The organism is Leadbetterella byssophila DSM 17132, from assembly GCF_000166395.1.
In the GTDB taxonomy this organism is placed as follows: Bacteria; Bacteroidota; Bacteroidia; order Cytophagales; family Spirosomataceae; genus Leadbetterella; species Leadbetterella byssophila.
Genome location: NC_014655.1, coordinates 3,209,488 through 3,222,470 on the forward strand (window position 1 = coordinate 3,209,488; position 12,983 = coordinate 3,222,470).

Annotated in this window: 16 protein-coding genes and 1 tRNA gene; 15 read left to right on the top strand and 2 right to left on the bottom strand. The window is 39.9% G+C overall.

Going from position 1 to position 12,983, the window contains the following annotated elements; all coding sequences use genetic code 11:
- Nucleotides 1-32 precede the first annotated feature (32 nt).
- From LBYS_RS14235 to LBYS_RS14285, 11 genes are all read left to right on the top strand, one after another.
- On the top strand, nucleotides 33-500 hold the full coding sequence (locus tag LBYS_RS14235) for a pyrophosphohydrolase domain-containing protein (RefSeq protein ID WP_013409542.1): 468 nt from the start codon (nucleotides 33-35) through the stop codon (nucleotides 498-500).
- Nucleotides 497-1,150, top strand: a complete 654-nt coding sequence (locus tag LBYS_RS14240; protein ID WP_013409543.1) for a YggS family pyridoxal phosphate-dependent enzyme — start codon at nucleotides 497-499, stop codon at nucleotides 1,148-1,150. The genes LBYS_RS14235 and LBYS_RS14240 overlap by 4 nt, the downstream gene beginning before the upstream one ends.
- Nucleotides 1,151-1,158: 8 nt before the next feature.
- Nucleotides 1,159-1,521 carry a DUF423 domain-containing protein gene (locus LBYS_RS14245; RefSeq protein WP_013409544.1) on the top strand — a complete coding sequence of 121 codons (363 nt, stop codon included), beginning with the start codon at nucleotides 1,159-1,161 and terminating at the stop codon, nucleotides 1,519-1,521.
- A complete protein-coding gene (locus LBYS_RS14250) occupies nucleotides 1,518-2,360 on the top strand; it encodes a 1,4-dihydroxy-2-naphthoyl-CoA synthase (protein WP_013409545.1) in 843 nt (280 codons plus the stop codon). The genes LBYS_RS14245 and LBYS_RS14250 overlap by 4 nt, the downstream gene beginning before the upstream one ends.
- A gap of 282 nt (nucleotides 2,361-2,642) precedes the next feature.
- The gene (gene rplM, locus LBYS_RS14255) at nucleotides 2,643-3,086 is read left to right on the top strand and encodes a 50S ribosomal protein L13 (RefSeq protein ID WP_013409546.1); all 444 of its coding nucleotides are present in this window, start codon (nucleotides 2,643-2,645) and stop codon (nucleotides 3,084-3,086) included.
- Between the two features lie 32 nt (nucleotides 3,087-3,118).
- Nucleotides 3,119-3,505: a 30S ribosomal protein S9 gene (gene rpsI, locus LBYS_RS14260; RefSeq protein ID WP_013409547.1), complete on the top strand. Its 387-nt coding sequence runs from the start codon at nucleotides 3,119-3,121 to the stop codon at nucleotides 3,503-3,505.
- 80 nt (nucleotides 3,506-3,585) lie between these two features.
- Nucleotides 3,586-4,440, top strand: coding sequence for a 30S ribosomal protein S2 (gene rpsB, locus LBYS_RS14265; protein ID WP_013409548.1), 855 nt, complete (start codon nucleotides 3,586-3,588; stop codon nucleotides 4,438-4,440).
- Between the two features lie 89 nt (nucleotides 4,441-4,529).
- Nucleotides 4,530-5,357 carry a translation elongation factor Ts gene (gene tsf, locus LBYS_RS14270; RefSeq protein WP_013409549.1) on the top strand — a complete coding sequence of 276 codons (828 nt, stop codon included), beginning with the start codon at nucleotides 4,530-4,532 and terminating at the stop codon, nucleotides 5,355-5,357.
- Between the two features lie 84 nt (nucleotides 5,358-5,441).
- Nucleotides 5,442-6,020 (top strand): Crp/Fnr family transcriptional regulator, encoded by a 579-nt coding sequence (locus LBYS_RS14275; RefSeq protein ID WP_013409550.1) that lies wholly within the window; start codon nucleotides 5,442-5,444, stop codon nucleotides 6,018-6,020.
- Nucleotides 6,021-6,080: 60 nt separating this feature from the next.
- Nucleotides 6,081-6,689 (top strand): hypothetical protein, encoded by a 609-nt coding sequence (locus LBYS_RS14280; protein WP_041824774.1) that lies wholly within the window; start codon nucleotides 6,081-6,083, stop codon nucleotides 6,687-6,689.
- Nucleotides 6,690-6,692: 3 nt separating this feature from the next.
- Nucleotides 6,693-7,091 carry a DoxX family protein gene (locus LBYS_RS14285; RefSeq protein ID WP_013409552.1) on the top strand — a complete coding sequence of 133 codons (399 nt, stop codon included), beginning with the start codon at nucleotides 6,693-6,695 and terminating at the stop codon, nucleotides 7,089-7,091.
- Between the two features lie 58 nt (nucleotides 7,092-7,149).
- On the opposite strand, the gene ruvB is transcribed toward LBYS_RS14285, so the two are convergent.
- On the bottom strand, nucleotides 7,150-8,169 hold the full coding sequence (gene ruvB, locus LBYS_RS14290; protein WP_013409553.1) for a Holliday junction branch migration DNA helicase RuvB: 1,020 nt from the start codon (nucleotides 8,167-8,169) through the stop codon (nucleotides 7,150-7,152).
- 12 nt (nucleotides 8,170-8,181) lie between these two features.
- Nucleotides 8,182-9,864 carry a capsule assembly Wzi family protein gene (locus LBYS_RS14295; protein ID WP_013409554.1) on the bottom strand — a complete coding sequence of 561 codons (1,683 nt, stop codon included), beginning with the start codon at nucleotides 9,862-9,864 and terminating at the stop codon, nucleotides 8,182-8,184.
- A 124-nt stretch (nucleotides 9,865-9,988) separates the two neighbouring features.
- Here LBYS_RS14295 and LBYS_RS14300 point away from each other — a divergent pair, with 124 nt between their 5' ends.
- From LBYS_RS14300 to LBYS_RS14315, 4 genes are all read left to right on the top strand, one after another.
- Nucleotides 9,989-11,218 carry a 4-hydroxy-3-methylbut-2-enyl diphosphate reductase gene (locus tag LBYS_RS14300; protein ID WP_013409555.1) on the top strand — a complete coding sequence of 410 codons (1,230 nt, stop codon included), beginning with the start codon at nucleotides 9,989-9,991 and terminating at the stop codon, nucleotides 11,216-11,218.
- Nucleotides 11,219-11,282: 64 nt separating this feature from the next.
- Entirely contained in the window at nucleotides 11,283-11,477 is a 195-nt protein-coding gene (locus tag LBYS_RS14305; protein ID WP_013409556.1) for a hypothetical protein, read from the top strand.
- Nucleotides 11,478-11,614: 137 nt separating this feature from the next.
- Nucleotides 11,615-11,688: transfer RNA gene (locus LBYS_RS14310), tRNA-Asn, on the top strand.
- 244 nt (nucleotides 11,689-11,932) lie between these two features.
- Nucleotides 11,933-12,400: a hypothetical protein gene (locus tag LBYS_RS14315; RefSeq protein ID WP_013409557.1), complete on the top strand. Its 468-nt coding sequence runs from the start codon at nucleotides 11,933-11,935 to the stop codon at nucleotides 12,398-12,400.
- The last annotated feature ends 583 nt before the right edge of the window (nucleotides 12,401-12,983 follow it).

The following is a 12,983-nucleotide window of genomic DNA, read 5'->3' on the forward strand; positions in this document are numbered from 1 at the left end:
CATATTTTTAATACATATTTAAATCATATTAAATGGAAAAACTTGACTGCCTTAACCAGGTTGCTGATTTTCACAGAACTTTTCATCATCCTATTGAGAAAAATCCTATCATTCCGGCGGAAGAACGCTGCAACTTAAGGGTGGCTCTCTTGGCAGAAGAATTAAAAGAACTGGAAGAAGCTATAAGAAATAAGGATATTGTAGAAGTGGCAGATGCCTTATGTGATCTCCAATACGTATTATCCGGTGCCGTTCTTGAATTTGGATTGGGAGAAAAGTTTAAGACGCTTTTTGATGAGGTTCAGCGCTCTAACATGAGCAAAGCTTGCAAAACCTTAGCCGAAGCTGAAGAGACAGTAGCACATTACAAGGCTAAAGGTACGGAGAGTTTTATTGAACAAGATGGAGACTTATACCTTGTATATAGGGTGGGAGATAGAAAAACTTTAAAAAACGTACACTACTCCTCCGCTGATCTTAAAAGTATATTGGGAAAATGAGTATCTCGGATAGGTTGAGGGCTTTACGACAAGAAATTCCGCCCTCCGTAGATCTTATAGCCGTATCAAAATTTAAACCGGTTGCTGATCTTGAGGAGGCTTATGCTTGTGGGCAAAGGGATTTCGGGGAGAATTATGTGCAGGAGCTAGTAGAAAAGGAAAGTGCATTGCCGAAAGACGTTCGCTGGCATTTTATTGGACACCTACAGACGAATAAAGTAAAGTACATCGCTCCATTTGTGCATCTGATACATTCTGTAGACAGCCTCAAATTATTAAAGGAAATTCAGAAGCAAGGCGCTTCCAAAGGAAGGATCATCTCTGTTTTGCTGCAAGCGCATATAGCTGAAGAAGAGAGTAAGACAGGATTTGATATAGAAGAATTGAAAGAAATCCTACAATCCGGCACGCTTCAAACCTTTCCAAATGTCAAAGTGGAAGGCCTCATGGGTATGGGAACTTTTACAGAGGATGCGGATCAGACCAGGAGGGAGTTTAAGCATATGGCAGAGATCTTTGAAGAGGCAAAGCAATATGAGCCGGGTCTAAAAATCTTATCCATGGGTATGAGTGGCGATTGGAAGATTGCAGTAGAAGAGGGGAGTAATATGGTTAGAATAGGTAGTACGATCTTTGGATCAAGAAATTAAAAAAAAATATGAATAAAACCTTTTTAGTGGCCGGAGCTATAGCAGGAATGCTGGGTGTAGCTTTAGGAGCCTTCGGTGCCCATGCATTGAAAGATTTTTTAGCAGGTTCAGGAAGGACTGAAACCTATGAAACTGCAGTGAAATATATGTTTTACCATGGATTTGCCTTGATATTGACCGGTATACTTCAAAAGGAATTTCCGGATTTGACTGCTGCAGGCTGGTCGTTTATCATCGGGATATTAATCTTTTCAGGTAGCTTATTCCTGCTTTGCGGTACAGGCATCAAGATATTAGGTGCCATTACTCCTATTGGCGGCGTAGCCATGATTGTGGGTTGGGCTTTATTAATAAAAGGAATATTGAAATGAAAGAGATAGCTTGGGTTACTGCCAAAGAATACGAAGATATTACGTATAGAAAATGCCAAGGTGTGGCAAGAATCGCCATTAACCGCCCGGAGATCAGAAATGCTTTCCGCCCCAAAACCACCTTTGAACTCTATGATGCATTTGAAGATGCAGCGCATGATCCAAAGGTAGGTGTGGTCTTACTTTCGGGAGAAGGACCTTCTCCAAAAGACGGAGTATGGGCCTTTTGTTCAGGTGGCGACCAAAACGCCAGGAGGAAAGGAGGCTATAGAGCGGAAGACGGTAGGGATAGACTGAATATTTTGGAGGTTCAGCGTCTGATCCGCTTTATGACCAAGCCGGTGATAGCGGTGGTGCCAGGTTGGGCTGTAGGAGGTGGACATAGTCTGCACGTAGTGTGTGATTTGACTTTGGCAAGTAAAGAACATGCCATCTTTAAACAGACGGATGCGGATGTAGCCAGCTATGATGCGGGATATGGATCCGCGTACTTAGCCAGACAAATAGGACAAAAAAGAGCCAGAGAAATCTTTTTTTTGGGAAAGAGTTACTCTGCTCAAGAGGCCTATGAGATGGGAATGGTGAATGCCGTTATTCCTCATGAAGAATTAGAAAGCACAGCTTTTGAGTGGGCTCAGGAGATTCTGAAGAAGAGTCCTATGGCCATTCGTATGCTGAAATTTGCGTTCAATCTGGTAGATGATGGACTAGTAGGTCAGCAGATATTTGCCGGAGAAGCTACCCGGCTAGGTTACATGACAGAGGAAGCTCAAGAGGGAAGAGATGCTTTCTTGGAGAAGCGTCCACCAAATTGGGATAAATTTGAGCGATATTCTTAATCCTACGCATTCCTCTAAAAACTAGGTATTTATTTCTCCAAAATTTTTGGCAGAGAATAAAATATTCTTAACTTTGCAGCCCCAAAGACCGTGTGGAAATGCTGCCCGCGTCTCCATGCATATGTTGATTACATGAAAAGTCTGGATTCCGACGGACTTTAAGTGCTTAGAATTAGCACCTTGTAATTTGAGAGTCGAAGACCATCCGGAAAGGCTAATTGGGTGATGCCTGAAGGGGAAGTTTTCAAAGATAAATTAACTAAACGTAAAAAATTAGTAAACGTGGATCAACTGAGTTATAAGACGATTTCTGCAAATCGTCAAACAGTAGAAAAAAACTGGGTAGTAGTAGATGCTAGTAACCAGATATTGGGTCGTTTTTCTAGCCAAGTGGTTAACATTTTGACTGGAAAAAATAAGACTAACTATACTCCGAACGTAGATTGCGGAGATAACGTGATTGTGATTAACGCTGAAAAAGTACGTTTGACGGGCAAAAAACTTACTGATAAAGTGTATACTCGTCATACAGGACATCCAGGTGGACAGCGTTTTGCTACTCCTAAGGAATTGTTTGCCAAAGACGGTAGAAAAGTAGTGGAAATGGCTATCAAAGGTATGCTTCCTAAAAACAGATTAGGTAGCAAGCTATACAGAAATTTATATGTATATGCTGGATCTGAGCATCCTCACCAAGCACAAAATCCTACTACAGTAGAACTTTAATTATTTAGAACGTTAAAAATTTTTAATATAACATGCAGGTAATCAATACCGTAGGTAGAAGAAAAACAGCTGTTGCCCGTATTTACTTGACTCCAGGTAAAGGCGAGATGACGGTAAACGGCCGTAAATCATCTGATTATTTCCCTACAGAGGTGCTTCAAATCATCCTTAACCAACCTTTCGGTTTGGTAAACGGGGACGGTAAATTTGATGTAAAAGTTAATGTTCGCGGTGGCGGTATTTCAGGCCAAGCGGAAGCAGTACGTATGGCTATCTCTAGAGCACTTTGCGAAGTAGATGCAGCTAACCGTCCTCCATTGAAGAAAGAAGGATTCCTTACTCGTGACTCCAGAATGGTGGAACGTAAGAAATACGGTAGAGCTAAAGCTCGTAAGAGATTCCAGTTCTCTAAACGTTAATATTTGTCCAGACAGGGCTTATCGTGCCCGATGCCCTGTGCTGCTTATTTTATATTTTTCTTATCATTTAATTTTATCTAATGGCACAAGTACAATACAAAGATCTGCTTGACGCAGGTGTACACTTTGGTCACCTTACTCGTAAGTGGGATCCAAGAATGGCTCCATACATCTTTATGGAGAAAAATGGTATTCACATCATTGACCTTAATCAGTCTTTGGAAGCTCTTCAAAATGCACAGGCATTTTTGAAAGGTATCGTAAGATCTGGTCGTAAAGTGATGTTCGTAGCTACTAAGAAACAAGCTCAAGAGATTGTTTCTGAAGAAGCTAAGCGTTTGAAAATGCCATTTGTAACTGAAAGATGGTTAGGTGGTATGTTGACTAACTTCTCTACTATCAAGAAATCTCTTAAGAAACTTTCTAACATAGAAAGAATGCTTAACGATGAAGAAACTGCAAAGAACATCGCTAAGAGAGAGAAATTGATGTTAGGTAGAGAGAAAGCTAAATTAGAAAGACTACTTGGTGGTGTAACTGATTTAAGCCGTCTTCCTGCTGCTCTTTTCGTAGTTGATATCAAAAGAGAACACTTAGCTATCGCTGAAGCAAAAAGATTAGGTATTCCAGTTGTGGCAATGTGTGATACTAACTCTAACCCAGAATTAGTGGATTACGCAATCCCAGCTAACGATGACGCTTACAAATCTATCTCTTTGATTACTCTTGCTATCGGTAAGTCTATCGAAGAAGGTATCTTAGAAAGAAAAACGGATAAAGAAAATGCAGCTCTTCAAGAAGAAGAAGATGCAAAGAGAGCCGTTGATTCTGCTAAAGAAGGTAAAGAAGAGTCAGGTAAGAGAAAACGCATCAAAACAGCTGACGAATCAGCAGAGGCTCCAGAAGCCGCAGCTGAAGGAGAAGCTGAAGCATAAGATAGTGTGCTTCGCACAAGTCAGCCCGAAGCATAGCTTTGGGCTGTGCTTTTTATAGAATTTGATTATTAACAAAAAAATAATAAAACATGAATATTACAGCTGCTGACGTAAATAAACTTCGTCAATTGACAGGAGCCGGAATGATGGACTGCAAAAAAGCTCTAACGGAAGCTGAAGGCGACTTCGATAAAGCCGTTGAGATCCTTAGAAAAGCAGGTCAGAAAGTGGCTGCTAAGCGTGCTGAAAACGAAACTTCCGAAGGTGTAGTTCTTGTTGAAGTTACTGGAAATGCAGCTAAAGTGGTAGCTTTGGCTTGTGAAACTGAACCAGTATCTAACGTGGAAGACTTCAAAAACCTTGCAAATAGCATCCTTAAGGCAGCTGTTGCAGGTGATGTTCGTGATACTGAAACCCTATTGGCTGCAACTTTAGAAAACGGTCAATCAGTTCAAGAAAATATCACTGAATTAGTGGGTAAAATCGGTGAGAAAATTGTTATCAGCAGCTTCGCACACGTAGAAGGTGAGCAAGTTGTAGCCTATATTCACTCTAACAAGAAAGCAGCCGGTGTGGTAGCTTTTGAAGGAACGGGTGGGGCTGACTTAGCTGAATTAGGTAAAGATGTAGGTATGCAGATCGTAGCTATGAAACCTGTAGGTTTAGATAAAGACGATGTGGATCCTACTATCGTTGAAAAAGAAATCGAAATCGGTAAAGAACAAGCAAGAGCGGAAGGTAAGCCAGAAGCTATGCTTGAGAAAATCGCGCTAGGTAAATTGAACAAGTTCTACAAAGAACAAACTTTATTGAACCAAGAATTCGTAAAAGATCCTTCTTTAACTATCGCTCAATTACTTGATAAGACAGTTAAGGGATTGAAGATCTCTTCTTTCAAAAGAATCGCTATCGGATAATTTTTTGTCCGTATGTATAGAGAAGGCGACTGTAGAAATACAGCCGCTTTTTTTTTGTTTATCTTAGTGTAAGATTTTTAACCTATGAAGGACCTTTTAATAGAACATTTCCGAGAGATGGTTCCTCTTTCCGATGAGGAAATAAGCATTATTCTGCCTCATTTGGAAGTAAAGTCATATAAGAGAAAGGAAATGATACTACATCAAGGCCAAGTTTCTAAACATATGCGTTTCGTGGCGAAAGGAGCCGTTCATGCCTTCACCGTTGACGAGAAGGGAAATGAACGTACAGTCCAATTAGCCCTAGGCAACTGGTGGATAAATGATCTGTACAGCTATCTGACAGAAACCCCTTCCCTGAAAAACATTCAGGCAGTTGAAGAATCTACACTTATAGTCCTGCATAAAGATTCTTTAGAGACCTTGTATAAGGAAATTCCTGCACTAAGCGAGTTCTGGAGACTGAAATTCCAAAATGCTTACGTAGCTCTCCAAGAACGCGTCTATGAGAGCAACAGGACAGATGCGATGAGTAAGTATGAAAGGTTGCTAAAGGAATATCCAGGAATAGATCAGAGATTCCCCCAATTCATGTTAGCCTCTTATCTGGGAATAACTGTGGAGTACCTGAGTTACCTCCGTAGGAAACGTTCCATTTCTTAAGATATCTTAATTTTTGCCCGTTTGGGCTTCTCTAATTTTGCTCAAGATTTTGAGCAAAAAATGAAAGCATTCTTTTTTATCCTTTTTATTCCCGTTTACATGCAGGCACAGAAGCCACAATTTTCTTCTGACATTTTAGCGGGTCACCGTTCCACTACCTTCCTTCATCAAGCAGGAGTGAAGTTTAACTCTTCTTTGACCCTGTCTCATTTGGGCTTGCTAGATGTAGAATATAAGGGGAAGCCTAATAATATTTATTTTATAAGGACCATGTTGACCTATGGTTTCACGAGGAATTTTGCTGTACAGGTAGGTGTGGGTTTGAAGAATCCCGGTAATTTCTCCAGCCTATTATTGAATTATCGCTATTTTAAACCATCCCTTTCTATTTCTTATTCTGCGGGTGTAACCTATCAATCTACCTTCAACTTTGAACAAGCTTTGAATGTGGAATATACCCCTGTATTAAACACTGCCTTACGTGGATATTTCCAAGTTATGGCCATAGGGAATTTAAACGATAAGGGCTTGCAGAGGGGACTTCAATACAGTAGGGCAGGTCTCAAGAAGCAGGGCCTGATTGCTGGTATAGGTGTGAATCTGGACCAGTTTAACTATATGCAGAATTGCATTTCAAATGTGGGAATTTTTATCAAATATACCGTTTAAATTATGTTAGATTATTTTAAAAATAAGGATGTAGGTCTATTACTGGCTAGAATTGCCATTGGCTTTCCTATGCTTTTTTATGGAGTGGGAAAGGTGATAAATGGGATTGAGCCCATTAAGGAAATGGTTGTGCAATCTCACCTTCCCGGCTTTTTAGCATACGGTGTGTATATTGGTGAGGTTTTAGCTCCCTTGATGATGATTGCGGGAATCTATGCGCGATGGGCCGCTTTGGTCTTCGCTTTCAATTGCCTCTGTGCCTTGGTGATTGGTCAGTCATCCTATCTATTTAAACTAAATGACTTTGGGGGTTGGGCAGTGGAATTACTGGTGATGTATATGCTAGTAGGACTAAGCCTGTTCTTCACAGGTGGAGGGAAGTATTCCCTTTCTAAAAAATGAAAAAGTTGTTACACTTTCAATGATGAGAAGAGTCCAATAGGGTTTTCTATTGGACTCTCTAAAACAATTCTCCAGTCCTATATTTTGGCACCAAATTTAGGTGTTTATATGCTTTCTCAGTTGCCTCTCTACCTCTGGCAGTTCTCTTTAAGAATCCTTCTTGGATCAAGAATGGCTCATAAACTTCCTCAATGGTTTCCGCTTCTTCACCTACCGCAGTGGCAATGGTTCCTAGGCCCACCGGCCCCCCTTTGAATTTTTCTATAATAGTACTCAGGATACGGTTGTCCATCTCGTCCAAACCATCTTGATCCACATCCAGAGCAGCTAGTGCCATCTTAGCTATTTCCACGGTAATGACTCCTTCTCCTTTCACTTGGGCGAAGTCCCTCGTTCTTCTCAAGAGGTTATTGGCTATTCTAGGCGTGCCCCTACTGCGTCTGGCTATCTCGTATGCACCGTCTTCGTCTATGGGCGTTTGAAGTATACTTGCAGAGCGCACTAAGATCTTTGAGAGCAATTGGGCATCATAATATTCCAGTCGGGAATTGATACCAAATCTAGCTCTTAAGGGAGATGTTAGTAGACCCGAACGCGTAGTAGCACCGATGAGCGTAAAAGGATTCAGACCTATCTGAACTGATCGAGCATTTGGCCCACTATCTAACATGATGTCTATCTTGTAATCCTCCATGGCGGAATAGAGATATTCTTCCACAATAGGATTTAGACGATGGATCTCATCGATAAACAGGACATCATTTTGTTCCAAAGATGTTAGAAGGCCTGCTAGGTCACTAGGCTTATCTAGGACGGGGCCTGAAGTAATCTTGAGATTAGCCCCTAATTCATTTGCTATAATATGCGATAGCGTAGTTTTACCCAAGCCTGGAGGTCCATGAAGGAGGACATGATCTAATGCCTCTGAACGCATTTTGGCAGCCAATACAAAGACCTTAAGATTCTCTAAAATCTTGTCCTGACCTGCAAAATCATCAAAGCTCAGGGGCCGAAGGGCCTTCTCCAACTCCTTGTCCTTTGGGGACTCACTATCGCCCTTTAAAAAGTCCTGTCTCATGTCTTTGTTAATTTAGAACATATAGGATCTATAAGGGAAGTTCCATCTTATTCCTAATGTAAAGATATTCTCTGTTCCTTCCTTTACAAAGGAATCCTTCCGTATTCTGTATACAGCGTCTGCGTATATATTATGCCATGGCATGTAGGATAACCTTGCCTCAAAGAATTGAATACGGTTTGAGAAACCTTGACGGTGTTTGATCCCGTAATTTCCTGGCCTATTCACATTATTGATTTTTTGGATATCTCCTCCGTGGTTAGTACTGTCTGTATCTACGCCTTTGAAGGCAAAGTTACCCGTCAAACGTATGCTCCATTTTTGTGAAGGCTGGTACTGAACTTTGGCCAAAGTCTCTGTAAAGTTTGCTCCCAATGGATGCGCTACAGGTAGGTTATAATTGACGTAGTTAGAATAAGTAGAAAAATGCGAATAAGTATATGGCCTTACACGGTTGTACTCTACTTGTAAATCTAATTGTGGTATGCTGAAGGCATCGTAGTATTTGGCTCCTAGTTGCCAAGCATACTTCCTTGCCCACCATTTGTCTTTTTTGAATTCTTCTTTATTGAATTCGTCAAGTACAAATTGGCCATATAGACTAGCCGTTTTGAATACTTTCCATTTGAAGTCTAAACCTACTATGGCGTTGTCTGAACTACCTAAATACCCCTCTATAAAGCGGTAGAAGATGACTGGATTAAGGTAATTCAAATCAAATCCTATTTTACGGTTCCCAAACATCACACTTTCAAATATACCTACATTCAGTTTGGAGGTGATATTGGCATTCAGGTGATGGAGTGCCATGTATTTTGGTTTATTGGTCTCTTGGCTGTACTGGACTATTTCCACTTGACGGTTCGTCATCTGTCCATAGATGTTCTGGTATTGGAATCGCCCTAATTTGAGATCCAATCTGGCCTGAAGATAAGGGGCACTGAAATCACTTAAGATCAGAGATCTTTCTCCATGTCCTATGAAGTTTTTATCATGTCCGAAGGTCAGTTGTAAACTTTTAACAGGTTTAAAGGTGATATAACCCAAAGCCTGGAAATAGTTCATCTGCATTTGGGTGCTGTCGTCGTTTTTAATCTTGATAAAGGACTCGTACGGGAACGCACCTGCACCCTGGAAGTAGGCGGTTTGGTAGTTTTGTGCAGCAGTGATGTTGTCCGTCATCATGGTGTAGAACCCAATTTTCTTATTGATTCTACCTCTAATTTCTACCCCTCTGGTATTGTTAAATACATTCTTACTTTCCCAGTTTCCGTAAGCGGAATTTTGTCCATAATCCAGATACAAGATGGGGGATGCGTGAATGTCAAAGTCATCGTCGCTATAGTGAAGGAAGTCGTTTTTCTTTCGGAAGATGTATTTCAAAATTGGGCGACTATCACTGCTATCATTTGAGATGTACTCCCAATTGTCATTCCGAATAAAATCGATGTTTTTTCGATCGAATTTATTTAAACTATAATATTCCTCTGAGCTTATGGCTTGTATATACGCAGCCACTGCCTGTCTGGACCAAGGTTTAATGCCGGAATGAAACTCATTGGATAACCTGCCGGTTTTTACTTCCAGTCTGTTCAAAAAATGTTCAGAATCATGGTTCAGAGGAATAAAGGAAGTTTGTGCGTTCAACCACTTTAAACCTAGGAATAGGACTGAAAGAAGCAGTCTTTTACTCATTAATGCTATTAGGATGAAACGCGAATTTAGTCATAAAAGGCATCTACCCCTCAGATTATTTCCATAATTTTGGAACAAAGGCCTAGGCTACTAGGTTTTGAAATTGTGGAACATTTACATTGAGATGAAGACCTTTGATATTCCTGTTAAATATAAAAGCCCGGTAATTTCTAGAATCAAAGAAACCAGAAGGGCGAAAGATAAATTGAAGCGCGACTTTAAGCCTACCGTTTTGGAGTTTGAGAAGGTCAGTGTTTTGATAGCTCGCCACTTTGGATTCTGCTATGGAGTAGAAAATGCAGTGGAGATAGCGTATAGGACCATTCAGGAGCATCGTGACAAAAGGGTTTTTCTTTTAAGTGAAATGATCCACAATCCGGATGTAAATGCGGATTTACAAGCCGAAGGGGTGAAGTTTCTGATGGATACCCAAGGGAATAGGTTGGTCGACTTCAATACACTTACCCCAGAAGACATTGTTATAGTACCGGCTTTTGGTACTACCATAGAGATTCAGAAGGATTTGTCAGATCGAGGCATAGATCCCTATAAGTATGATACCACATGTCCATTCGTAGAAAAGGTTTGGAACAGGGCAAATCAAATTGGGGAAAGAGGTTATACGGTTGTGGTTCATGGTAAGCCGAAGCACGAGGAAACCCGCGCTACTTTTTCGCACAGTAATGCATCTGCGAATACGGTAGTGATCAAGGATATTCAGGAGGCTAGAGAATTAGCTCAGTTTATTCGTAAGGAGAGGCCGGTAGAGGAATTTTATGAACGATTTGCGGGCAGGTATTCTGAGGGTTTTGATCCGGAAAAGCACCTGGAGAAGCTGGGGGTAGTCAATCAGACTACGATGCTGGCCACCGAGACTCAGGAAATAGCCAATTATCTGAAAGAAGAGTTGGTAAAGTACTATGGTCTGGATGAGGTGACCTTGCCGCAATACTTCGCTAGTACAAAGGATACCTTGTGTTATGCCACGAACGATAATCAGGATGCCACATTAGCTTTATTGAAGGAAGAGGCGGATTTGGCCATAGTGGTAGGGGGGTATAACAGTTCGAATACATCCCATCTAGTGGAGTTATTAGAGGAAAAGGTGCCCACGTACTTTATTAAGTCCGCTACGGGTATTTTATCAGAAAGGGAGATCTTGCATTTCCATGAGGGGCATGAGCAGGTGAGTGTTAATTTTCTAGGCGAGAAAGCGCACACGCGCATTATTTTGACTTGTGGGGCTTCGTGTCCGGACGCGGTGGTGGAAGAGGTATTGGTGCGCTTGTTGGAGTTGTTTGGAGAGGAGGGGTATTTGGAGTCTTCTTTAGAAAAAAGTCTATCGAAATTTTGAGAAAATTTTAATAAAAAATAGTGTATTTTCGTTATGGATTTGAACGCTTAAATACGCTATGATCATGTTAGAATACATCAAAGTTATTTTGGAAAAAGTGAGTTTTGATAGGGTCTTGTTTGAGAAGGAGTTAAGAAAGGGGATCCGCGAATTACTGCCGAATGAAATCAAGGAGTTGAAATTGTGGTGTTACGATAAGTTTGGACAAATCTACTTTAAGGTGTTGAATAGGGTGTTTGGTCGTATGACCTTGGCCTAAAAAAATATGCGTATATAATGCCCTTGTAATGATTCACTTGTGTTTTTTGTTGAAAAATTATGAGGTTTTTTTTGAGTAATCGCTTGACACGTATCTGAAATCACTATACCTTTGCACCACGATTTCAGAGGACACAATCCCGAATAGCTCAGTCGGTTAGAGCATCTGACTGTTAATCAGAGGGTCGCTGGTTCGAGCCCAGCTTCGGGAGCAATGAAATCTAAGGCTTGCTGTGATGCAGGCCTTTTTTGTTTTATACTTGCACAACATTTCGGCATCTTAACGAAAAAGATTAAGGGATCAAGGATCAACGACAAAACTTGGATCAAGTCGAAAAGTTGGGGGGAGAAGTCTTAAAGTAATTTTTTTTGTCTATAATTATAGGTTGTGATTAATTATTGCGATCTTATTAGTGAGTAAATAAATCTGTCTTCACATTTCTACGGCAAAAATCTATGACTATTGATGAATATTTGTCACAATTTAAGGAGGAAATTTCTTTGGATGAGTATTTTACATTGGAGGAAATAAGGTTTAAGAAGAAAAAAAATTTTGGGTCTTCCGACTGGGTTGAGCTAATTAAATCACAAGAGTTGAAATGTTATTACTGCAATACTGACTTAAGATTGATCCAGCAACTTATTATGGCCAAAGTTATTATGCCTAGAAAACGAGGTAATTATGGCTATAGTGGCCTTCATTTTGAACTAGATCATAAAAATTTTAATGTTAATGACAATAGTCCTTCTAATCTTGTCGCATCTTGCTATTTTTGTAACAATGATAGGTCGAATTTAATTTCGGACGTCATTTATAAAAATTACCTTGGTAAGGCAAGAAGAAGTGCTTTTCAAGAATTGTTTGATAGTTTAAATTTTGAGCAAAGAGACTCCATTCGCCATCATTTGAAAGGTCAAAATTAATTCCAACTATTAGTATGTAATTGAAGATTATTATTTAATTTTCAATTGTTTTTTATCCTATTAATAACTTTGATCCATGTTTTATTAAAGACTAATGTTTTTAAGACGTTTTCTTTGTCAAGAATATTGGGCTCTTTTATTTTTTTATAAATACAATTCTGAGGTATTTCTTCAATTATTTTAAATTGAGAACCGTGAGGTTGCCACGCAAATCTGTAAGCTCCCCCCATTTAGTACAGTCTAAAAAGAGACATAATACATAATATTTCAGTCTGTTGATGGTGTTAGTGAACGCATGTGAACTGAACACACCAGCAGACTTTATTTTTTTAATGCTAAGGTACTAAGCCCCTCAAGATTATCATGTGGTATACAATGACATTTGATGACCCTAATTTTTATGTTGAATCAAATGTAATCTATTGAATAATACATGATTTAAGTAGATATCCTAACGGTTATTTACAGGTTTAGTTGAACAAGGATTCTTCTTGTAGATCATAATAATTAGTATTCTTAGTGCATGGCTTTTACTTCAAGAATTTTGGTAGAACATCCAAATTCTCCAAAATGAACCACACGC